The organism is Pseudomonas sp. NFX5, from assembly GCF_049132125.1.
GTDB classification, from domain to species: domain Bacteria; phylum Pseudomonadota; class Gammaproteobacteria; order Pseudomonadales; family Pseudomonadaceae; genus Aquipseudomonas; species Aquipseudomonas marginalis.
This window is the reverse complement of the sequence record NZ_JAFMZG010000027.1, coordinates 77,701-98,578: the sequence shown is the minus strand read 5'-3', so window position 1 is coordinate 98,578 and position 20,878 is coordinate 77,701. Positions and strand designations below refer to the sequence as shown.

The 20,878-nt window shown below is 62.7% G+C and carries 20 protein-coding genes; 14 read left to right on the top strand and 6 right to left on the bottom strand.

Going from position 1 to position 20,878, the window contains the following annotated elements; genetic code table 11:
* Positions 1–91: 91 nt before the first annotated feature.
* Together J1N02_RS16910 and J1N02_RS16905 are read left to right on the top strand one after the other, a co-directional pair.
* Positions 92–1,435 (top strand): 3-oxoacyl-ACP reductase, encoded by a 1,344-nt coding sequence (locus tag J1N02_RS16910; RefSeq protein WP_027607963.1) that lies wholly within the window; start codon positions 92–94, stop codon positions 1,433–1,435.
* Positions 1,436–1,437: 2 nt separating this feature from the next.
* Positions 1,438–2,286, top strand: a complete 849-nt coding sequence (locus J1N02_RS16905; protein ID WP_169899296.1) for a MaoC family dehydratase — start codon at positions 1,438–1,440, stop codon at positions 2,284–2,286.
* Positions 2,287–2,414: 128 nt separating this feature from the next.
* Here the strand turns inward: J1N02_RS16905 and J1N02_RS16900 are convergent, their stop codons facing one another.
* A complete protein-coding gene (locus tag J1N02_RS16900) occupies positions 2,415–2,588 on the bottom strand; it encodes a hypothetical protein (RefSeq protein WP_421147505.1) in 174 nt (57 codons plus the stop codon).
* On the opposite strand from J1N02_RS16900, the gene J1N02_RS16895 reads away from it, so the two are divergent.
* Both J1N02_RS16895 and J1N02_RS16890 read left to right on the top strand, forming a co-directional pair.
* Positions 2,587–4,056, top strand: a complete 1,470-nt coding sequence (locus J1N02_RS16895; RefSeq protein ID WP_146478249.1) for a collagen-like triple helix repeat-containing protein — start codon at positions 2,587–2,589, stop codon at positions 4,054–4,056. The genes J1N02_RS16900 and J1N02_RS16895 overlap by 2 nt on opposite strands.
* 185 nt (positions 4,057–4,241) lie before the next feature.
* Positions 4,242–5,924: a ShlB/FhaC/HecB family hemolysin secretion/activation protein gene (locus J1N02_RS16890; protein WP_092358913.1), complete on the top strand. Its 1,683-nt coding sequence runs from the start codon at positions 4,242–4,244 to the stop codon at positions 5,922–5,924.
* A gap of 8 nt (positions 5,925–5,932) precedes the next feature.
* Here the strand turns inward: J1N02_RS16890 and J1N02_RS16885 are convergent, their stop codons facing one another.
* On the bottom strand, positions 5,933–6,337 hold the full coding sequence (locus J1N02_RS16885) for a response regulator (protein ID WP_027607967.1): 405 nt from the start codon (positions 6,335–6,337) through the stop codon (positions 5,933–5,935).
* Positions 6,338–6,390: 53 nt separating this feature from the next.
* Entirely contained in the window at positions 6,391–6,588 is a 198-nt protein-coding gene (locus J1N02_RS16880) for a Flp family type IVb pilin (RefSeq protein ID WP_027607968.1), read from the bottom strand.
* A 319-nt stretch (positions 6,589–6,907) separates the two neighbouring features.
* Between J1N02_RS16880 and cpaB the strand changes: the two genes are divergently transcribed.
* Genes cpaB through J1N02_RS16840 form a run of 8 tightly spaced genes read left to right on the top strand, consistent with a single transcriptional unit; the run spans position 6,908 to position 14,306 of the window.
* Positions 6,908–7,840: a Flp pilus assembly protein CpaB gene (gene cpaB, locus J1N02_RS16875; protein ID WP_169899292.1), complete on the top strand. Its 933-nt coding sequence runs from the start codon at positions 6,908–6,910 to the stop codon at positions 7,838–7,840.
* Positions 7,841–7,859: 19 nt separating this feature from the next.
* Positions 7,860–9,077, top strand: a complete 1,218-nt coding sequence (locus tag J1N02_RS16870) for a type II and III secretion system protein family protein (protein WP_092358915.1) — start codon at positions 7,860–7,862, stop codon at positions 9,075–9,077.
* Positions 9,074–10,267 (top strand): pilus assembly protein, encoded by a 1,194-nt coding sequence (locus J1N02_RS16865; RefSeq protein WP_092358917.1) that lies wholly within the window; start codon positions 9,074–9,076, stop codon positions 10,265–10,267. Before J1N02_RS16870 ends, J1N02_RS16865 begins: the two co-directional genes overlap by 4 nt.
* Entirely contained in the window at positions 10,264–11,532 is a 1,269-nt protein-coding gene (locus J1N02_RS16860) for a CpaF family protein (protein WP_027607972.1), read from the top strand. The genes J1N02_RS16865 and J1N02_RS16860 overlap by 4 nt, the downstream gene beginning before the upstream one ends.
* Positions 11,533–11,542: 10 nt before the next feature.
* A complete protein-coding gene (locus tag J1N02_RS16855; RefSeq protein ID WP_027607973.1) occupies positions 11,543–12,424 on the top strand; it encodes a type II secretion system F family protein in 882 nt (293 codons plus the stop codon).
* Position 12,425: 1 nt separating this feature from the next.
* On the top strand, positions 12,426–13,313 hold the full coding sequence (locus J1N02_RS16850) for a type II secretion system F family protein (RefSeq protein WP_146478255.1): 888 nt from the start codon (positions 12,426–12,428) through the stop codon (positions 13,311–13,313).
* Between the two features lie 11 nt (positions 13,314–13,324).
* Positions 13,325–14,035 carry a tetratricopeptide repeat protein gene (locus J1N02_RS16845; RefSeq protein WP_405126235.1) on the top strand — a complete coding sequence of 237 codons (711 nt, stop codon included), beginning with the start codon at positions 13,325–13,327 and terminating at the stop codon, positions 14,033–14,035.
* Between the two features lie 10 nt (positions 14,036–14,045).
* Positions 14,046–14,306 carry a DUF3613 domain-containing protein gene (locus J1N02_RS16840; protein WP_027607976.1) on the top strand — a complete coding sequence of 87 codons (261 nt, stop codon included), beginning with the start codon at positions 14,046–14,048 and terminating at the stop codon, positions 14,304–14,306.
* Positions 14,307–14,316: 10 nt separating this feature from the next.
* Here J1N02_RS16840 and J1N02_RS16835 read toward each other — a convergent pair whose 3' ends face one another.
* Positions 14,317–15,096 carry a response regulator transcription factor gene (locus tag J1N02_RS16835; protein WP_092358926.1) on the bottom strand — a complete coding sequence of 260 codons (780 nt, stop codon included), beginning with the start codon at positions 15,094–15,096 and terminating at the stop codon, positions 14,317–14,319.
* Positions 15,097–15,222: 126 nt separating this feature from the next.
* Positions 15,223–15,672 carry a prepilin peptidase gene (locus J1N02_RS16830; RefSeq protein ID WP_027607978.1) on the bottom strand — a complete coding sequence of 150 codons (450 nt, stop codon included), beginning with the start codon at positions 15,670–15,672 and terminating at the stop codon, positions 15,223–15,225.
* 72 nt (positions 15,673–15,744) lie between these two features.
* On the opposite strand from J1N02_RS16830, the gene J1N02_RS16825 reads away from it, so the two are divergent.
* Together J1N02_RS16825 and J1N02_RS16820 are read left to right on the top strand one after the other, a co-directional pair.
* Positions 15,745–16,188, top strand: a complete 444-nt coding sequence (locus J1N02_RS16825; RefSeq protein WP_027607979.1) for a TadE/TadG family type IV pilus assembly protein — start codon at positions 15,745–15,747, stop codon at positions 16,186–16,188.
* Positions 16,185–18,923 (top strand): PAS domain-containing sensor histidine kinase, encoded by a 2,739-nt coding sequence (locus J1N02_RS16820; RefSeq protein WP_092358928.1) that lies wholly within the window; start codon positions 16,185–16,187, stop codon positions 18,921–18,923. Before J1N02_RS16825 ends, J1N02_RS16820 begins: the two co-directional genes overlap by 4 nt.
* On the opposite strand, the gene J1N02_RS16815 is transcribed toward J1N02_RS16820, so the two are convergent.
* Positions 18,908–20,857, bottom strand: coding sequence for a pilus assembly protein TadG-related protein (locus J1N02_RS16815; RefSeq protein WP_092358930.1), 1,950 nt, complete (start codon positions 20,855–20,857; stop codon positions 18,908–18,910). The genes J1N02_RS16820 and J1N02_RS16815 overlap by 16 nt on opposite strands.
* Between the last annotated feature and the right edge of the window lie 21 nt (positions 20,858–20,878).

Below are 20,878 nucleotides of genomic sequence, written 5' to 3'. Positions count from 1 at the left end.
GTCGGTTGTGGTCTGGATAACTGAGCCTAGTCGAACGACTGCTACCCTGGGATGGTCAACCCTTTGAACCCCAGCCTTCGGAGAGCGTTCCATGTCTGACCGTTATATCGACTTCGCCAACTCAAGCCTCGGCCATCGCCTGGTCGCCGCCCTTGGCCTGCCGTCACCGGTACGCCTGGAACGCTGGCAAGCCGGGCGCCTGCGCCCGGTGGAAGGTGCGCTGTTACTGGGTGGTGGCGCGCTGGCAACGAACGTGAAAGCATTTGCCAACCGGCTCACCGACGCCATTTACACGTACGGCGCCGACACTTCGACCTGGATTCCCGGCCACGGCCCCAAGCTCAAGGCCGTGGTGTTCGATGCCAGCGACCTGCAACACACCGACCAGCTCAAGCAACTGCGTGAGTTTTTCCAACCATTGCTGAAAAACCTGGATCACAGTGCACACCTGGTGATCCTCGGCCGCGCGCCGGAAAGCCTCAGCGACCCGTTCGCCGCCAGCGCCCAGCGCGCCCTCGAAGGTTTCAGCCGTTCTCTGGCCAAGGAACTGCGCAACGGCGGCGTGCTGCAATTGCTCTACGTCGGCGACGGTGCCGAAGACCAACTGGAAGGCGCGCTGCGCTTCTTCCTCTCACCGAAAAGCGCCTATATCTCCGGCCAGGTGATTCGCCTGAAGGCCTGTGCCACGCCCGTCGAAGACTGGACTCGCCCCCTCGCCGGGCGCAAGGCATTGGTCACCGGCGCAGCCCGTGGCATTGGCGCGTCCATCGCCGAAACCCTGGCCCGCGACGGCGCCGAAGTGATCCTGCTCGACGTGCCCCAGGCCAAGGCCGACCTCGAGGCCCTGGCCGCACGCCTGGGTGCGCGCACCGTGGTGCTGGATATCTGCGCCGAAGACGCCGCCGGCCAGTTGATCGAACACCTGCCCGACGGCCTCGACATCCTGGTGCACAACGCCGGGATCACCCGTGACAAGACCCTGGCCAACATGACCCCGGAATACTGGGACGCGGTGCTGGCGGTCAACCTCAATGCCCCGCAAGTGCTGACCAAGGCACTGCTGGACAGCGGTACCCTGCGCGACAATGCCCGTGTGGTGGTGCTGGCCTCCATCAGCGGCATCGCCGGCAACCGTGGGCAGACCAACTATGCCGCGAGCAAGGCCGGCTTGATCGGCCTGGTACAGGCATGGGCGCCGTTATTGGAAGAACGCGGGATCAGTATCAACGCCGTAGCCCCAGGCTTTATCGAAACCCAGATGACCGCGCATATTCCCTTTGCACTGCGTGAAGCCGGGCGGCGCATGAGTTCCCTGGGCCAGGGCGGTTTGCCGCAGGACGTCGCCGAAGCCGTGGCCTGGCTGAGCCAGCCGGGTTCCGGTGCGGTCAGCGGGCAAGCGCTGCGGGTGTGTGGACAAAGTCTATTGGGAGCGTAAGCATGGATTGGCAAACCTTAGGCAGTACGCCGTTTCTGCCACCGTTGTATTGGCGGGCAGCGCTCAAGCGCAAGATCACCGGCAACACGCTGCCCGAACAAGGCCTGCGCTGTCGGGTAAGCGTCGACCCCAAGCAGGTGGCGGCGTACCGCCAGGTCTGCGGGTTTACCGAGAGCCCCATGCTGCCGGCGACCTATCCGCACATCCTGGCATTCGGTCTTCAGATGCAGTTGCTCACCGATAAGAAGTTTCCCTTCCCTCTGCTGGGATTGATTCACCTGAGTAACCGTATCCGCATCCATCGCCCACTGGGCGGAGTCAGCGAATTGTCCATCGGCGTGCACACGCAGAACCTCAGGCCCCACCCAAAGGGCGCAACCTTTGAAGTAGTCACCACGGTCGAAGATTCCCTCGGCCTGCTCTGGGAAGCCGAGAGCCGCATGCTGTGCCGGGGTGTAAAACTGCAAGGCGAAACGACGGACAATGCGCCACAGAGTCCCACCCAGGTCAACGACCTGACCCGCTGGAAAGCCCCCGCCGACATCGGTCGCCGCTACGCACGGGTGTCAGGAGACTACAACCCGATCCACCTCAGTGCGCCGACCGCCAAACTGTTCGGTTTCCCCCAGGCCATCGCCCACGGGCTATGGAACAAGGCGCACACCCTCGCCGCCTTGGGCGAGCACCTGCCTGCCGCCAATATCGAAATAGACGTGGAGTTCAGGAAGCCCGTGCGCCTGCCCAGTGACGTCAGGCTACTGGCCAGCGCCGCCGGTTCCAGCGGCGAATTCTTATTGAAAGGCGCGGGTGACATCGAGCATATGCTGGGCAAATGGCAGCCCATTGCATAAAAGCGACTGATAAATTGTATATATACACCCTAAGTGATAGCGGGCCTTTTCAGGCTCGCTTTTTATATGCAGGTTTTTGATTTTAAACATATATACAGCCAGAAACATCATGCCCTATACCTTTGGCATTAGCCGCTTAAACGGTACAACCCAGCCGTATACAAATCATTAATACCAAGTTGAGCATTGAGAGAAAGAGCGCCCGGGCCTGTTATAGCCACACGGACAAACGCATCGCTATCCGCAGAAATAGCCAGCGTTTGAGACAACTCAGGTTGTACAGGTGCAAGGAACTCAATCATGAAGACTCAAGTCATGTTCTGGAAAGCAAGTACCACGCTGGCACTGGCAATCGCACTCACACTCGGCGGTTGCAGCAGCGGTGGCGGCGGACATCACAGTGGGGGCTCTGCTTCCTCGGATACTGCCGCTGGCGGTGGCGGCAGCGGTGGTGGCGGTACAGACGGTGGCGGTACCGGCACAACCAGCACCCTGGTAACGGCCAGCGTGGCCGACACCCTGGGCGATACCGTGACCGACCTCGGCGGCACCGTCAGCAGCCTGGGCACTACCCTGGGCAGCCTGCCTATCGTGGGTGCAACTACGCGCAGCCTGGTGCGTGCCACCGGCAACGCCGTCAGCAGCATCGGCGACGGCCTGTCGGATGGCCTCGGTTCACTGGGTACCGACAGCAATGCACTGGGCAACACCGTCGCGGGCGTGGCCGACGGCGTCTCCGACCTCGGTGCAGGCGTGACCGCCACCGGCCAGAACGTCGCCACCTTGCTGGGGCACGTGCCGGTGGTCAGCGGCGCGGCACCGGTGGCAGGCAACGTCGTCGGCAAGCTCGGCAATGCCGTGACCATGCTCGGCGACACCCTCAGCACCGCCAGCACCACCGGCCCGCTGGGTTCGGCCACCCATACGCTTGGCGCAAACGTATTGGTCCCGGTGGTGTCGCTGGTGGAAAGCACCACCGGTAAAGTCGGCAGCACGACCGGCCTGGACAGTCCCGTGGGCGGCCTGCTGCAAAAGCTCGGCGATACCGTCGATAGCCTGGGCAATCAAGTCGCCGACACCGGTGGCAGCGGCAACCCGGCGACCGGCGCCGTGGGCGGCGTGCTCAATGGCGTGGGTACCGTGGTCGGCAAGGCCAGCGGCTATGTCGACGCCACGGGTAACAGTGGCGGCAGCAACCGCAGACCGGGCCTGGCGGAACTCATCGGCGGCGTGATAGCGGGTGCCGGCAGCGGCCTCAATGCCGGCAGTAGCAGCGGCCTGGTCAGCGCCACCGGCGTCACCGGCGTGAAGGCGGGCACTACCGTGGCATCCCTGGGCACCCTTCTGGGCGGCAGTGGCGTCCCCAACACCGCCGCAGGTGCCCCCATTGCCACGTTGACCAGCCAGGTCGGCGGCGCGTTGAACCCCGTCACCAGTGGCGTCACCCGCCTCACTCAAAACGTCGGCAATGCCACCGGCCTGGGCACTCCAATCAACGGCCTGGCCACCAACGCCGGCGGCGCCGTCAGCAGGCTGGGCAGCCAAATCACCGGCACCAACGCCAACCCGGTCATCAACGCCTTGGGGGGTACCGTCAACGCAGTGGGTGGCACCGTGGCCTCGGTCGGAGGATTGGTCAGCGGCGGCCCCAACACCGGTGGTGGTTTGCTCGGCGGCGGCCTGGCGGTGACGAGCTCCGCGGGTGCCAGCACCAGCACGAATGGCGGTGCCCTGGGCGGGCTGCTGGGTGGCCTGACCGGCAGAAAATGATTGCACCTGGCCGATTAGACGGCCTCACCTACAGCGCCTACGCTTGGTTGAGACGAGAGACCAGCTAAGTCTCTCGTCTTTTTTTCATGGGTCAATGATCGCCCCCTGAAAACACCCAGACCGCGCTCCTCGAGCCCGACGGGAACCTGCAAAACGCTGCAGCAGTTTTGACCATGGAGTGTCCTATGCGCGCTTTGACACCATTGTTACTGCTCACCCTCAGTGCTTCCGTCCACGCCGGCCCCCTGCCCAGTTTCCTGAATAGCAACGACACCGTCCGCAACCTGCCCGTGCCTAACCTGCCCGCCGACGCCTATCGACCGGCGCCCCCGCAGACCCGACTGCCCGCCCCTGCTGCCAGCGCGGAGCAGCCGTTGCTGATGGACACCAAGGTGACCATTCGAAAGCTGCAGATCGACGGCGGCACGGTCTACCCGCTCAAGGACGTCGCCCAGGCATTCGAACCGCTGATCGGCCATGAGACCAACCTGGCGCAATTGATCGAAGCCACCCGCAGCATCACCCGCCGCTACCAGGAAGATGGCTACCTGCTGTCCTACGCGTTCCTGCCGGAACAGCGCTTCGACGGCGGTCTGGTGCATGTGGTGCTGGTCGAAGGCTATATCCGCGATTACCAGCTGCAAGGCGACATCGGCCCGGTTTCGTCCTACGTCGACAAACTCGCCGAAAAACTCAAGGCCGAACGTCCACTCACCCGTAAGACGTTCGAGCGTTACACGACACTGATGAGCGCCATCCCGGGCGTAACCTTGCAGGCCCAGGTACCGCCGCCCGCCACCACCGACGGCGGCACGCCGATGCACATCACCGCCAGCCGCAAACCCTTCACCACCAGCATGAGCCTCAACGAGGCCAGCCGAGGCGGCACGCAGGCGCTGCTCACCGGCACCGGCAACTCATGGACCTCCATGGGCGAACAACTGAGCCTCAGCGGCCTGTTCCCGCCCGGCGACGACAAAGAACATTACTACCGCGCAGCCTACAGCCAATTCATCAATGCCGAGGGCACCCAGCTCACGCTGGCGGGTGAACGCTACCGCGCCGACCCACGCACCAGCCTGCAACTGGGCGAAGGCCTGGAGCTCAAGCCACACCAGGAAATCGACCGCTACGCCATCGGCTTCAGCCACCCGCTGATCGCGTCGCCCAACGAGTCATTGAACCTGGGCGCGCGCTACTATGCCGTCGACCAGACTACGCGCTACAAGCTCGAAGGTTTCCCGCAACGCCTGGCGCTGCAAACAGACCTGCGCGCACTGGCGTTCGAAGGCGATTGGCGCAAGGCCGACACGACCCAGTTGCGCATCCTCAGCGCCGGTGTGTACCAAGGCATCAACGGCATGGGCGCCAAGACCCGCACAGACTTCGGCGGGCTCAAGCCGGACCTCGACTTCTTCCGCCTGCGCCTCTCCGGCGTGCAGAGCAACAGGCTCTTCGATAACTGGCAAGGTGTACTCTCCGGCGCACTCTACTGGAGCCACCACGACCTGCCCGACAGCGAGCGTGCCACCTTCGGCGGGCAGAATTTCGGCCGTGGCTACCCCGATGACCAGGGCTCCGGCGACAAAGGCTGGGGCGTGGCGTATGAGATCAACTACAGCTACAACCGTGCTGGCGAGTGGGTGCGGATCCTGCAGCCCTATATGGTGCTCGACCGCGCCAGGGCCTGGTTCAACGACCTGCCGGTCAAGGGCAGCGATATGTCATCGGCGGCCCTGGGCCTGCGTTTTGGCGACGCCAGATACTACAACATTTCCGTGGAAGCGGCCAAGCCGATGGCAGATGTGGCGCGGGATAACTTCGACCGACGGCCGCGGTATACGCTGAGCTTCACTTATCAGCTGTGAATGAGCGCTTAATACCTGGAGTGAGAGAGAGGAAACAGGTTGTTGAGCGTATCGATCAGGCGCACCAGATAGATCGGCTTGCGGAACAGGTCCAGCACCTGCAGGCGCAGCATGTCGCTGACGTCATCCATCTCGGCATGGCCGGACATCACGATCACCGGCAGGTGCGAGCGCGAGGTGTGTTCGCGCAGGCGCTTGATCAAGGAAATGCCGCTTTCCTCAGGCATGCGCAGGTCGGTAATGACCAGGGCGATATCCGGATGCAGTGTCAATTCTTGCAAGGCGAAGGTCACGGAGGTGGCGGTAAAACAGACAAAGCCCTCGTGTTCGAGGGATTCGGCCAGCTCAACCAGAGCATCCTCTTCGTCGTCCACCAATAGTATTTGTTGGCGAGACAAAGAAGATGTGCTCATGGCCGTACCTGGAAGAATGGGGTAATTGAAGAATAGCTGCTGCAACTTGGCAGTCAGGTCGCCGTTGGCAGCTTGGTAGCGATCGACGTGAAAATTCCACTTATCTTGGTGCCCAGGCCGGTTCCGGCACCCACAATGACAAGGGCCACCAGCGCCACGATAATGGCGTATTCAATACCTGAAGCAGCCTCTTTGCGTTTGAAGAACAGTTGTGTTTGAACATATAACTTCAACATCAGGTCAAGGAACATACGACTTCTCCCTAATACGCCACTAAAAGCCAGTACGGCTCTAGCACGATGTTTGCGACGTGCAATTAGAGCATTGCCAACAAACCTCAGCCTCACAACTGTAAGAACTCATTAATCACAAAGTATTAGTCGTCGGCCCATGCCTGACTACCCGGCTGCAAATAGCGTTCAAATAAAATTTTATCCGTGACAAATGGCGTTTCGTCCTGGCTGAGCTACCTTCAAATAGCCAAATCGTTAGATGTTCATCACAGCCAGGTTGCGAATTAGTTCGTTTGGATTGACGAACAGGTAGTGCAACGGGAAAGGGAGAGCCGTCATGAACAGTCGCATCAGCATGGCCCTGGCCGCTGTGCTGCTAATCGGGGCATTGATTGCAGGGTACTGGGGGCTGGTGTTGAGCCGCCAACCGGAGCCCGTCGCAACACCTGTCATTTCTGCCGAAAAGCCCACTGCTGTCGTCGAAGACCAGACCCGCCAACCAGTGGTCGTACTGGCGCATGACGTCCCTGCCTTCGTTGCACTTACCGCTGCCGACCTGGTCGTGGAAAAACTCCGCACGGTGCCGGCCGGCAGCCTGACGCGGCTGGACCAGGCCATCGGCCGCCAACCACTGCGCGCACTGGGAGCAGGTACCTGGCTCAGCGAAGAAAGCTTCAGCGCCGGCGGCCCGCTTGCCCGCATGATTCGTCCCGATGAGCGCGCATTGGCCGTGGCCGTCGACGAGGTGATCGGCGCGGCAGGCCAACTGAGCCCCGGCGACTATGTGGATGTGCTGCTGTTCCTGCGCCAGGATGCTGGCAACGCGGAGCAGTCGGCACAAATCGTCCTTCCGGCCCTGCGCCTGCTCAGCGTCGGTGACCAATTGGGCCTGGCCAACGATGGCTTACCGGCCGTGCCGCCCGCCACCACGCCCGAGGAGCGCGCCCAGGCTGCCCAGCGTCGCGCTGCTGCACGCACCGTGGTGCTGGCCGTGCCGGAGCCTCTATTGAGCCGCCTGATGCTGGCGTCGCAAGCCGGTACCTTGCGCCTGGCCGTGCGCAGTGCCGAGGAGCAACTGCTCAGCCAGTACTGGGCCGGGGAAAACGACGCTTCGGACAAACTGGCCAATGCCAATCGTGACCTCTACCAATTCACCCAGCTTGCCCTTGTGGGACCGCCCAAAAGCGTCGCGCAAATCAGCGGCACACCCGCTGTACGCCGGGGCGTCGAGGTGATTCGCGGCGCGCAGGCCACTGAACAAACCCCGTGATTGAGCAAGGATGCCTTGAATGAGCCATCGCTACGCCCTCATGTTCACGCCAATTGCCTGGGCCTTGATGCTGACAAGCCTGCCAGCCGCCATGACCCTGGCGGCACCCGGCAATTGCAGCGCCATGGGCCAGTTGCCTGCCGTGGTCGAGGTGGGCGAAGGCTTGCAACAGGAGCTGCAATCGCCGGTGCCAATCACCCGCCTGGCGATTGGCGACCCGAAGATCGCGGATGTGCGCGTCAATGGCGACCGTCAATTCCTGCTGACCGGCGTCGCCAGCGGCGCTACCAGCCTGATGGTGTGGACTGCCTGTACCAAGGCGCCGCGCCAGAGCATGGTGTTCGTCAAGGGCAAGGCCACGTCGGCACTGACCAGTTTGTCGCGGCCACCCTCCGAAGACCCATTGCTGCCCAGCCAGGTGCAGACGGATATACGCTTTGTAGAAGTCAGCCGCACCAAGCTCAAGGAAGCCAGCACCCAGTTCCTGGGGCTGGGCAACAATTTTTTCCTCGGCAGCCCCAACCTTCTCTCCCCGGCAGAAGGTGTGTTCAAACTGCCGGTGAGTGCCGAGTCTTTCAATGTCGGTTTTGGCGGCGGTCGGGTCAAAGCGATGATCAACGCCCTCGAGAGCAGCGGTTTTGCCTACACCCTGGCGCGTCCCAGCCTGGTAGCGCTGAGCGGCCAGAGCGCAACCTTCCTGGCCGGCGGTGAAGTACCTATACCCGTACCCAGCGCCGGCAGTGACACCATCTCCATCGAATACAAGGAATTCGGCATTCGCCTGACCCTCACGCCGACGGTGATTGATCGCAACCGCATCACCCTCAAGGTAGCGCCGGAGGTCAGCGAGCTGGACTACAGCAACGCCGTACAGATCCAGGGCATCCAGGTGCCGGCCCTGACCGTACGCCGCACCGACACCAGCGTGTCCCTGGCCGATGGCGAAAGTTTTGTGATCAGCGGCCTGATCAGCACCAACAACCGCTCCAGCATCAGCAAGTTTCCAGGGTTGGGCGATATCCCGGTCCTAGGTGCGTTTTTCCGCGACACCAATATCCGCCGCGAAGAAAAGGAGCTGCTGATGATAGTCACGCCGCACCTGGTGCAACCGCTGGCGGCCAACGCTCAGCTGCCTTCCTTGCCCGGCGAAAAACTGCGCAACTATGACCCCAACTGGTACCGCCTGTTTTTCCTCGAAAACGGTAATTTCGACCGCCGCAGTGGACTTTCCCAATGAGCGATAGCTTGAGCCAGACGTTCCTCGCCATCACTCGCAACACCATCGACCTGGAGTGGCTGCAGGGTGCCCTGGCACCCCTTGGCCAAGTCGTGAGCGCTGGCACCGGCAGCCTGGACGAGCTGCTGGCGCTGGTCGACGTGACCTTTGCCAACCTGGTGTTCATCGGCCTGGACCGTGAAAACCTGGTGGCCCAGAGTGCGCTGATCGAAGGCGCCCTGGAGGCCAAGCCGATGCTCGCCGTGGTCGCCCTTGGCGACGGCATGGACAATCAGCTGGTACTCAACGCCATGCGGGCCGGCGCCCGGGATTTCGTCGCCTACGGCTCACGCTCCAGCGAAGTGGCCGGCCTGGTGCGCCGCTTGAGCAAGCGCCTGCCGACCGTCATCCCCAGTGCGCATTTGGGTGGCCTGACCGTTCTGTTTGGCACCCAAAGCAACGCCGACGGCGCGATGCTGGCGACCCACCTGGCCCTGGTGGTGCAAAAAAGCGGCCAGCAGACCCTGCTGCTGGATCTGGGCCTGCCACGCAGCGACAGCCTGGCGCTGCTGGGGCTGGAGAGCACTTTCAACTTCGGTGACGCGTTGCGGCATTTGCGCCGCCTCGATACCACGCTGATCAACAGCGCCTTTACCACAACCGTGGATGGCCTGCGCATCCTGGCGTATGCCACCGGCGACGAACCGCTGAAACTGACCAGCGCCGCCGAGCTGTACATGCTGCTCAGTGCATTGCGCCAGCACTTCCAGCACATCGTCGTGAACCTTACCGGGCAACCGGACAGCGACGCACTGCGCACCTTTGTCGGCCACTGCGACAAACTGCTGTGGTGCACCGACCAGAACGTACTGGACTGTCGCCGCAACCTCGCGGTGCTCAACCGCTGGCGCGACAAAGGCATGAAACTCGACCACGCCAGGCTGGTGGTCGACCGTTATATCAAGTCCTGCGTACCAGACACCGACACCCTGGAAAAAAGCTACGGCCTTGAGTGCATCGCCGTGCTGCCGCTGAGCGCCGAACTGCGCCTGAACGTAAAGAACCAGGGCCAGACCCTGTTTGCCCTGGCCCCACGTGAAGCGTTGAGCCTGGCCGTGCGCACCTTGGGCGAACGCCTGGCGAAACGCTCCGAGGGCTTGGAAAAACCATCAATGCGTTGGTTCGAACGCATCCTGGGGACAGTGCGATGAACGGCGAGAAACTCTTCGGCGGCCCGGCCCGCAGCGGCGGCAACACGGATCACGATGGCTTGAAGCTGGTGTTGCATCGCTACATCATCGACGCTATCGAGGAGTCGGGTAAGAACCTGCTTGAAGACACGCGCCAATCCCTGGCGCAATTTGTCGTCGACAAGGTGTCCGAGTACATCACGCGCATGCGCCTGGCGATCTCGCGCTATGAGATGGAACGCCTGGCCGAAGAGATCGTCGATGAACTTACCGGTTTCGGCCCGCTGGAGGTGCTGCTGCGCGACCCATCGGTCACCGAAATCCTGGTCAATGGGCCGCACCGGGTGTTTATCGAACGTGAGGGCCTGCTGCATCAGAGTGACCTGCGTTTTATCGACGACCACCACGTGGAGCGCGTGATGCAACGCATCCTCGCGCCATTGGGCCGGCGCCTGGACGAGTCCTCGCCGATGGTCGATGCACGCTTGCCTGACGGTAGCCGGGTCAACGCGATCATCCCGCCGATTGCCCTGGATGGGCCATGCCTGTCAATCCGCAAGTTCCGCAAGGACATGCTCAAGAGCAGCGACCTGGTTGCCATGCAGACCATCGACCAGAGTATCTTCGAGTTTTTCCAGGAAGCCGTCGGCAGGCGCTGCAATATCCTCATCAGCGGCGGCACCGGCACCGGCAAGACCACGTTGCTCAATATCCTCAGCCAGTTGATCAATCCCCACGAGCGTCTGGTGACCATCGAAGACGTTGCCGAATTGCAACTGGGGCATCCCCATGTGGTGCGCCTGGAAACCCGCCCGCCCAATGCCGAGGGCCACGGTGAGGTCAGGTCCAGCGACCTGATTCGCAACGCCCTGCGGATGCGCCCGGACCGTATCATCCTGGGGGAAATCCGTGGCGTGGAAGTGCTCGACGTAATGACGGCCATGAACACCGGCCACGACGGTTCCATGAGCACCGTGCACGCCAACAATGCCCAGGATGCGTTGCTGCGCCTGGAAACCCTGGTGGGCCTGACCGGCCGCGTGATCGCGGAAAAAACCCTGCGCCAGATGATCTGCGCCGCGCTGGATGTGGTGATCCAGCTGACGCGCATGCCCGATGGCCGTCGTTGCGTGAGCGAGGTGGTGGAAGTGGTCGGTGTGCGCGATGACGTGTATGTCACCAATACCCTGTTCCGGCTGGACCGGCGCACCGGTGTCGGTTTCCTGCGCGAAGCCATCAACCCGGCCGGCGATAAGTTGCGCCGCGAATCGGCCTTGCCGCTATAGGGAGCGCCTGATGACCGGACCTGTATTGCTGCTGGTTTGCCTGTTGCTGATCGGTCTGTCGTTCTGGCTGTTTCAGCATGGCCTGCGCAAGGCCCGGACCATTCGCGTGCTGGAGCGCCTCGGCGATGGCCAACCCGAGGCCCAGGAGCAGCCCGGCACCTGGACCGGCCTTGAGCGCATGTTTCTGCGCGCCGGGCTGGGCAAACCCAAGGAACGCCTCGGCCTGTGGCTGAGCGCGTGGGTGGTCGGCGCCCTGCTGGGCTACTTGGTCGCCGACTGGCTGGGCCTGGTGTTGATGGCCCTGGGCCCGCCCCTGGCATTGCGTGCGTATATCGCCTGGCGTTACCAGCAGCGGGTGCAACGCATGGTCGAGCAACTGCCGCAGCTGTTGGACCATAGCGTACGCAGCCTCAAATCCGGCCGCACCCTGGCCGACGCGGTATTGGGCGGTATCGAGAGTGTGGAAAACCCGCTCAAGCACGCCATGGGCCGCATGCAGCGCAACGTGCGCCTGGGGGTGAGCCTGCCGGATTCGGCCAGCGACTTCGCTGAATTCTACGAACAGGACGAGTTCCGCCTGTTCGCCCTTGGCCTGAAGGTCAACCACCGCTACGGCGGCAACGCCAGCGAACTGCTGGAAAACCTGATCAAGATGATCCGCGAGCGGGACCAGGGCGCCCGGCAACTCAAGGCGATGACGGGCGAGACCCGCATGACGGCCTACGTGCTGGGCGGTTTGCCGATCCTGATCGTGGGCTACTTCATCCTGGTCAACCCTGGCTACTTGATGACCATGTGGAACGACGACACGGGGCGCTCCCTGCTGTTCGGCGCACTGGCGATGGACCTGGCGGGCACCTTTGCCATGTGGCGCATGCTGAGGAGTGTGTGAGATGGCCCTGATGGTCAGCCTGTTGCTGGCGCTGGCCGCCATGGTCCTGGCGGGCGGGCAATGGCTCGAACATCGCCGTCGTGATCGCCGGGTCGTTGAGCGTTTGCAAGGGCGCAGCGCCAGCGATGACAAACTTGGCACGTTCATGCGCCAACTGGGCGCAAGCACGCTGGCCCAGCGCTCAGTCAGCCTGGATAACGAGACCCAGGTCCTGCTCAACCGGGTCGGTTGGCGCAAGGCCAGCCAGCGCTCGCTGTTTGCCGCTTTCCAGATCGGCGTGCCTGTCGCGGCGATGGGCCTGACCCTGCTCGGCCAGCAACTACTTTTCCCTCACGCCAGTCCCGCCTGGATTGCCCCGGCGGTCGCCCTGGGCATCGGCTACCTGCTGCCAAAACGCGTGCTCGCCGCTGCCGCCAAATTCCGCCAGCAGCGCATCGCCAAGGAAATCTCAACCTTCATTCCGCTGCTGCGCATCCTGTTCGAGTCGGGCATGGCGATTGAACAATCCTTGCGCGTGATGGCCAACGAAGCCCAGCGCTTGCTTCCAGACCTGACCCACGAATTGCGCCTGATCCTGGCGCGAGTCGACTCCGGCCTGGAACTGAGCGAAGAACTGGGCAAGACCGCGCGCATATTGGAGGTGGATGAGTTCACCGACACCTGCATCATCCTCCAGCAATTGATCCAGCAGGGGGGTGGCGCGATGAAATCCCTGCTGACGCTCAAGCAATTGCTCGACGACCGGCGCCTGACCCGCATGCAGGAATACATCTCGAAAATGTCGGCCAAAATGTCGGTGGTGATGATGGTGTTCCTGTTTCCCGCCTTGCTGATCGTGCTCGGCGGCCCCGCCTTTATCGGCATCGCCCGCGCCTTGAGCCAATTCTGAGGACCACCTTGATGAAACCACTGATTGCCGGCCTGACCCTGCTGATGCTCGGCGGATGCGCCACCGACGGCCACACCCCATGGGCCGCGCTGACCTCGCCGGGCAGTTGCGCCAAACCCAGTGCGGAGCAGGAACTGACGCTGAACCTGTCCGATGACCTGGCCAACGAGGGCAAGCTGCACGCCAGCCTGGCCAACCTGCAGAACCTGCCCGACAGCTTGCCCCAGGTGCGCCAGCGCCAGGCCCGTAACTTTCGCTTGCTGGGCCGCAGTGAGGCCGAACCCTTGTATCGCAGCCTGCTGGGTACTTGCATGACCGCCGAAGGCGAACATGGGCTGGGGCAACTGGCAGCGGCCAAGGGCGACCACCCACAGGCGATGACTCACCTGCAAAGGGCCGCGCGCCTGGCGCCCACCGATGAAAAAATCCGCAATGACCTGGGCGTGGTGTACCTCAACCAATTGCGCCTGGAAGACGCACGCTTTGAGTTCATGACGGCTATCGAGCTCAAACAGGGCGACACGCTGGCTGCGGTCAACCTGGTGACCTTGCTGATTTATCAGGATGACTGGGGGCAAGCGGCCAGAGTGGTCAGCCAGCTGGGTTTGACCCCCGGCCAGGTCACCGAGGCACAGGCCCGCGCGGCCCGGCTCAAGCACTCAGCGAGGACCGCGCGCAACGTCGCGACGGCCGCCGATGCCCTGCCGGTGAGTATCAAGTAAGGAGTCGATGATGAAAGCCCATTACGTTGTGTGTCTGGCGCTGCTGCCATTGAGCGCCTCGGCTATTCCACCGGGGCCTTCGTCCCCGCAGCAGGCCGAAACGGAAAACTGGATGGCGTTGCAGGTCGATGGGCGGGCAGCCTCGCCGACACCGCAGAGCACCACCCCGGCGGAAAAGGAGCAGGCCTTGCAGCGTTGGCTGGACAGTCACAAGCACCCGATTCCGGAGTTCTTTGAAACCAAGTCGGAGGCGGGCGGCAAGAGCCAATGAACCCCGTGCGTCAGTGCGCACTCATCTGCTGGCGCATCGGCGAGTGGCTTGGCGACAACGCCAGCGCCAGCTGGGTGCGGTTGTGCATATGGGTCAGGCGCAACACCTGGGACACATACAGCTTGACGGTGTTTTCGGTGATGCCCAATTCGCAGGCGATCTGGTAATTGGTCTGGCCCTTGCCTACCAGCCACGCAACCTCCATCTGACGCGGTGACAACTGGTTGAAGATGGATGGAATCTGCGCCGGCCCGGCGTCTTGCCCGCCCTCGGCGTCAGCGTCCTGCAGCGGGCCGCGCCGTACCTTGTCGAGGTCCTGGTACAAGTCATTGATGGATTCGGAAAGGTACTGCAGTTTCTGGTTCAAGTGCCCCAGTTGCAGCTCCTTTTGCCGCTCTTCCAGCGCCGCTTCCTGGCGCTGCAGGCCCTCGAGCAACTCATCGAGGTTGATCGGCTTCTGGTAGTAATCCGAGATGCCCGCGCGCAGGGCCTTGATCACGTCCTGTTTGTCGGCACGCCCGGTGAGCATGATGGCCTCGAACGCACGCCGCTTGCCGGCGATCTTCTGCATCGACTGCACCAACTCGATCCCATCCATGTCCGGCATGTGCAGGTCACACAACACCAGGCCGACCTCGGCGTCCTCGCTGAAACGCTGCAAGGCCTGGCGGCTGGATTCGCACGGGACGCAGTGGTAGCCACTGCTTTCGAGAAATTCGCAGAGTTCCTCCACGATCAGCGGTTGGTCATCGACCACCAGCACTTTTACAGCCGATTTCAGCTTGTTCACACGCGACTCCATGCCTGGCAAGCCAAAAGACTGACCTATCCGTTTGGACGAAGAATCCTATACATCCGTTCCATAAACGTAGACCTACTTTCCGACTCTGTACATAGCAATAGAGGCATTGTGCGACTAAAGGGTCCACACCCCATACAGCACAAAACCCGCGAATAAAAACGCGGCGAAAGGCTGCTTGGCAGGCGGGCCTTGTACCCGATCAGCAGCGCGCGGACCGAGCTGTTGACGAACGACCAACCAGCCGACCAGGGTGATGGCGGCACCGATCAGCGACCACAACACATGATCCACCGTGGTGGCCAGGCCCAGCGCCGCGAGCAGCTTCACGTCGCCCGCACCGAAGCGGTCCAGCGCATAGCCCGGCAGGGTCAACAGCAGTGCCAGGGCAAACGCCAAGAGACCGGCGCTCGCTGGCGCGCCCAGCCAGGTGGCACCTGTGCACAACAGGTATAACAGCGCCAGCAACGCCACGCCCAGGGTCAAGCCATTGGCGATCTGTCGCCGGCGAATATCCTGCACCGCACAGACTCCCAGCCAGATCACTATCACTACGCCATGAATCACGTAAAAAACGTTCCTTTTCGCTGAATGATTCTATGCTGATATCGAGTCGTAGACGTCAGGGTAGACGCAGTCATGAAAACAGGCCTGCCGGCAAAGCAAAAAGGGGCTGCGGCGATCGAATTCGCCTTGGTCTTCGGGATCTTTTTTGCGGTGTTCTATGGCTTGATCAGCTTCAGCCTGCCGCTGCTGTTGATGCAGTCGTTCAACCAGGCAGCGGCCGAGGCCGTGCGCCAGGCCATGGCGGTAGACCCGGTTGCGGCAGGATCGGCCTACCCCAACCTTGTCACCCAGCGTGCGAAAGATGCGGTAGCGGCGCAATTGAGCTGGATCCCCGCCAACTTCCAGTTCCAGCCGTCCTTCATCAGCGCCACCTACACCGGCACCACGCTGACTGTCACGATCAAATACCCCTCCTCCAACCTCTACTCCGTATTCCCGGCGCTGGTGGTGCCAGGCATTGGCACTGTGCCGAACCTGCCGACCAACCTTTCGGCCAGCTCGAGTCTTCAGTTTTGACTGCGGGGAATAATTTCTTCGAGCGCCTGCGGGGCCGTGTCGGCACCCAGGCCTTCGAGGCACCCACTGTCCCTGCAGCAGGGCTGCGCGTGTTATTGGATCATCAAGGCCATGTGGTGGACATCCGCGGCACACTGCGTTCGCAACTCGCCATGCCCGTCGGGGGTGAAGCACGGCCGCTGCTGCGGGAGTTGCTGTGCGCCAGCAGCGCCTTGAGTATCGAAGGCAGCCCTGCCGACTGGCAACGCCATACCCTGGACCTGGACTTCAAGGGCTCTGCCGGCCAGGTCCTGCCCACCCGCGGCTGGGTCGAGCCGGAGGGCGACCGCTGGGTGCTGCACCTGCTGGACATCAGCGACTTGCTCGCCGGCCGCCACCTGGCTGAACAGCGCGAGCAGAACCACCAACTCGCCTGCAGGATGAGCGAACAGTTGCGAGTGTGCAGCCTGAGTCGCCTGCCCGAGACGTTCAACGAGCAACTGCGCAGCCTGGCCCAACGCTGGCGTATCCCCTGTGTGGCCCTGGCATTGCTCGATGAAACCAACCAGGGTTGGCGGATCTACAGCCAATACACCGCTCACGACGCCCCGGGCTTGTGGCAAACCGGCCAACATCTGGGGGCCAGCCTGGACAGTGTCAACGGCAACGCGCTCCTGAGCCTGGCCCACGGGCGCATTGACAACCCCCGCCTGCAGAGCATTTTCGGCGATATCGACGGTTTTCTGGTGCCCTACCGTGACAGCCAGGGCGTGGCGGCCTGGCTGCTCTGCGGTTTCTACGGCGGCGAACCGCACACCCGCGAACGTGACTGGCTGGACCTCACCGCCGCACTCGCCGCCCCGCTGCTGAGCCGCCTGCGCGAACAACGCAGCCATCAGCAACTGGAGCGCATGGAGGCCCTGCAAGAACTGCTCGGCACCGGCTGGTGGGAACTGCTGCCCGCCACCCAGGAGATCCAGCTCGCTCCCCAGTTGTTGCATAGCCTGGGCCAGGAACACGGCGCCACGCGCCAGGCACTGGCCCTGTGGCTGGAGCTGATCCACCCCGCTGATCGCCAGGAACTGCTCAGCCACCTGCAAGACCTGCAGGCACTGGACAAACCCCTGCTGACCAACGTGCGCCTGCCAGGCAGTGACGCGGACCACACGCCCATCTGGTATCGCGTGCAGGGCCAGGTACTGGGCGTGGGCGACAACCGGCGCTGGGTCGGTTTCATGCTCAACATCAGCGACATCAAGAACCAGCAACTGCAAGCCGCCGCCGCCCATGCACGCCTGGATAACCTGATCGCCAGTTCACCGGCGGTGATCTACGTGCAGCGCTACGTCGGCGGCGCGCTGCACCCGGCGTTTTTCAGCGACAGCCTGTTGCCGCTGCTGGGCTGGAGCCTGGCCGATTGCAGCCACGACGGCCTGGCCTCGTTGATCCATCCCGAAGACCGTGAGTTGTACTTCCAACGCACCCGTCAATTACTACGCGAAGGGAATGTACGCAGCCGCTACCGGGTGCGCGACACCCGCGGCGACTACCATTGGCTGCTCGACGAGGCCAAGCTGCTGCGCGATGACCTGGGCCTGCCGGTGGAGGCCGTGGGGCTATGGCTCGATGTGACCGACGCGACCCTGGCCGCCGAACAGGTCAGGCAGAGCGAAGAGCGCTACCGCATCCTGGTGGAAGACTCGCCGGCAATGATCTGCCGTTATCGCCCGGACCTGACCCTGACGTTTGGCAACACGCCGCTGGCCAACTACCTGGAGTGCTTGCCCGCGCAACTGCCGGGGCGGCAATTGGACGCGTGGTTGTCGGATGAACAGCGCCAGGCATTTATCCAACGCATCCGCCGACTGACCCCCGAGTTTCCGGTGAGCACCGCCGAAATCAGCCTGCAGCTGCCCGGGCGCGAACATGCCTGGTGGGTATGGTCCGACCGTGGTGTGTTTGATGAACAAGGTCAACTGGTGGAAGTGCAGGCCGTGGGCCGCGACAACACCGAAGTGCGTCGCTCCCAGCAGCAACTGACCCAGAGCGCCAAGATGGCGACCCTCGGCGAAATGGCCACGGGCCTGGCCCATGAGATCAACCAGCCGCTGAACGTGATGCGCATGGCGATCGTCAATGTGCTCAAGCGCCTGGCCAACGGCGACGCGCAGATCGACTACCTCACCGAAAAACTCAAGCGCATCGACACCCAAGTGCAACGCGCGGCGAGGGTGGTGGACCATATGCGCGTGTTTGGCCGCCGTTCGGAAATCGAACAGCAACCGTTCGACCCAGTGCAAGCCGTGGAAGGGACCTTGTCGCTGCTGAGTGAAGGCCTGCGCGGCAAAGGCGTGGACCTGCGCATCACACCTGCGGACTTCAGGGTGCAGGTCAAAGGTCATGTCGACCAGCTTGAGCAGGTGTTGATCAACCTGATGGTCAACGCCCGCGATGCGCTATTGAGCCAGCGCGAAACAGCCGCGCAATCGCGCCCCTGGATTGCGCTGCACTGCGAGCACGACAGCCGGCATGTGCGCATCTGGGTCGAGGACAACGGGGGCGGCATCGACCCACGATTATTGGAGAGGATTTTCGAGCCGTTTTTTACCACCAAGCCGATTGGGGTGGGGACCGGCCTGGGGCTGTCGGTAAGCTACGGGATCGTGGAAAACATGGGTGGGCGCTTGAGCGTGATCAATGGCGAGGACGGCGCACGGTTTTGTGTGGAACTGCCGGTGGTTCAGATCACCAGGTAGGCGCGGCCCATCTGACACGTCAGGTTGGCGCCGACTTCGGCGTTGCCCAGGTTGATGCCCAGGGCCGAGAGCAGCGTGTTGACAATGGGGTCGAGCAGCGGTGACAGGACGTCCTGGACAAGGGTGACCACCGCGCTGGTGATGGTAGCCAGGGCCGTCGTAACCGTGCCGTTCGCCGCACCGGGCGTGCTGCCGCTGGGCGGTACGTAGGTAGCCTGCAGGCCGCTCAGGGTTGCTCCCAGGCTATTGACGATATTGGCGGTGCCGGGTGGACTTTTGTAGGTCGGCACGGCATTCATATCGGCGACCGGTAAGAACAGCAACGAGCTGGTCTGCGCCGCCACGGTAGACAACGCCTTCACATTCAAACCACCGCCTACACCCGCTGTACGCGTGCCACATATCTGCGACAGCACAATGCAGTAGCGCTGGCCAAAATCGATCAGCCTGACCGGCTGCACGGTGACTGGCGCCGATGACGAAAACGCGGTGGCAGGGTCGACATAGCCCAAGCCCAGGGTGGCCATGGCGGTGGTGGCCTGCACCGTTAGCGACTTTGTGGCCGGCGTGGCACAGCTGTAGTCCGTGACTTGACTCTGCGCACTGGCCGCCTCGATGTAGATGGACAGTGATTGTGTGATATCCACGTCGGTGACGTTACACGCCACCAGGCACAACACGCCGCCCACCACTGCCGGGATATTCAGGTTCAACAGGCCGCCGACCACCTTCGACACCGGTGTCGCCAACCCGGTCAGGATTGATGAAACCCCCGACACCAGCTTGATGATCGGCGCATCCACCGTAACCAATGTGCGCACTTGCGCGGTTCGGACAACAATCTGATCCGTCTGCGGGTTATTCAGAAGCCCCGCCTTGGCCTTCGCCGGATTACCGATGGCCGACAATTGCGGCGGCTCGATGACTTTGGTCTGGATCGAGACATTGCCCACCAGGGGAATATTCACCTGAGCGGCCGCACTCACCGCACCCTTGCTATTGGACAGCTGCGCCACGGCCTCCAGCAATTGAAACAACTGCACGTTGGTATTCAGCGCCGCGGCCGGTGTTCCGCTGGCAACCTTCAGCAGGTCTGCGACTTTCAGCAGCTGGGTATTGGGCGCGATGGCTTTCAATGAAATCACATCGTTGATGACCGCCGTCGCCACCGCTCCGTTTTTTTGCAGCACCTTTACCGCGGCATCGATCAGCTGGTTGGCGGATACGGCGGTGTTGAGCAGCGCATCGTAGTCACCCGCCGTCACGTTCAGCTCAATCGCCAACTGGTCCAGGTAGCCGAGCAGGTTGAGGTTCGTCGCCAGCAAGCCATTCCAGCCCGCCGCCGTCAGCGACAGGCTGCCGCCCAACAGGTTGCCAATGACCATGTTCAATAGCGGGGACTTCGCCGAATCCACCGTCGCCAGGCTGCTGCGAATCGTCAGTTGCGCCACTGGCGGCGCGTACGCGGCCACGGCGCTGGCAGCCAGGGTCATCTGGGTGGACGCCGGCGTACCGCTGAACATATTCCAGATACCCGTGGCGACGCTGGTTACTACGCTGCGCGTCGCCACTACCCGAATGGCCTCGTTTTTGCTGGCGTCGGCGCTGAATACGCGGATGTTGCCGGCATTGGTCGTCAATGTGCCGCAGGTCACGGCCAGGCCACGACTGCTGTCGCCGGCAACCACGGTGAAGCCATTGCGCGCGGCGTTCTGCACGGCATAGTCGTTGGCGCTGGTGGTCGGGCTGCACAGGCCACCACGCCCGGCGGCCTCCAGGGCGGCGGTGTCGGCAATGGACTGCAGCTTGCGCTTTTCCAGGTAGAGGCGGCCGCTGTCCACCGCCAGCAGCAGGAACACCAGCGCTAACGCCAGGGTGCCCGCTGCCATCAAGCCAATCGCACCACGCTGCCTGCAACCGAGTCGGGGAGACATCAGGCACTCCTTAGCGCTTAC

What these genes read in the sequence shown, in the direction of transcription:
- J1N02_RS16890 (WP_092358913.1), top strand. Translation starts at nt 4,242, where the DNA reads ATGCGCGCTTTGACACCATTGTTACTGCTCACCCTCAGTGCTTCCGTC.
- cpaB (WP_169899292.1), top strand. Translation starts at nt 6,908, where the DNA reads ATGAACAGTCGCATCAGCATGGCCCTGGCCGCTGTGCTGCTAATCGGG.
- J1N02_RS16855 (WP_027607973.1), top strand. Translation starts at nt 11,543, where the DNA reads ATGACCGGACCTGTATTGCTGCTGGTTTGCCTGTTGCTGATCGGTCTG.
- J1N02_RS16880 (WP_027607968.1), bottom strand. Translation starts at nt 6,588, where the DNA reads ATGTTCCTTGACCTGATGTTGAAGTTATATGTTCAAACACAACTGTTC.
- J1N02_RS16865 (WP_092358917.1), top strand. Translation starts at nt 9,074, where the DNA reads ATGAGCGATAGCTTGAGCCAGACGTTCCTCGCCATCACTCGCAACACC.
- J1N02_RS16845 (WP_405126235.1), top strand. Translation starts at nt 13,325, where the DNA reads ATGAAACCACTGATTGCCGGCCTGACCCTGCTGATGCTCGGCGGATGC.
- J1N02_RS16850 (WP_146478255.1), top strand. Translation starts at nt 12,426, where the DNA reads ATGGCCCTGATGGTCAGCCTGTTGCTGGCGCTGGCCGCCATGGTCCTG.
- J1N02_RS16870 (WP_092358915.1), top strand. Translation starts at nt 7,860, where the DNA reads ATGAGCCATCGCTACGCCCTCATGTTCACGCCAATTGCCTGGGCCTTG.
- J1N02_RS16860 (WP_027607972.1), top strand. Translation starts at nt 10,264, where the DNA reads ATGAACGGCGAGAAACTCTTCGGCGGCCCGGCCCGCAGCGGCGGCAAC.
- J1N02_RS16895 (WP_146478249.1), top strand. Translation starts at nt 2,587, where the DNA reads ATGAAGACTCAAGTCATGTTCTGGAAAGCAAGTACCACGCTGGCACTG.
- J1N02_RS16910 (WP_027607963.1), top strand. Translation starts at nt 92, where the DNA reads ATGTCTGACCGTTATATCGACTTCGCCAACTCAAGCCTCGGCCATCGC.
- J1N02_RS16825 (WP_027607979.1), top strand. Translation starts at nt 15,745, where the DNA reads ATGAAAACAGGCCTGCCGGCAAAGCAAAAAGGGGCTGCGGCGATCGAA.
- J1N02_RS16815 (WP_092358930.1), bottom strand. Translation starts at nt 20,857, where the DNA reads ATGTCTCCCCGACTCGGTTGCAGGCAGCGTGGTGCGATTGGCTTGATG.
- J1N02_RS16900 (WP_421147505.1), bottom strand. Translation starts at nt 2,588, where the DNA reads ATGATTGAGTTCCTTGCACCTGTACAACCTGAGTTGTCTCAAACGCTG.
- J1N02_RS16840 (WP_027607976.1), top strand. Translation starts at nt 14,046, where the DNA reads ATGAAAGCCCATTACGTTGTGTGTCTGGCGCTGCTGCCATTGAGCGCC.
- J1N02_RS16905 (WP_169899296.1), top strand. Translation starts at nt 1,438, where the DNA reads ATGGATTGGCAAACCTTAGGCAGTACGCCGTTTCTGCCACCGTTGTAT.
- J1N02_RS16885 (WP_027607967.1), bottom strand. Translation starts at nt 6,337, where the DNA reads ATGAGCACATCTTCTTTGTCTCGCCAACAAATACTATTGGTGGACGAC.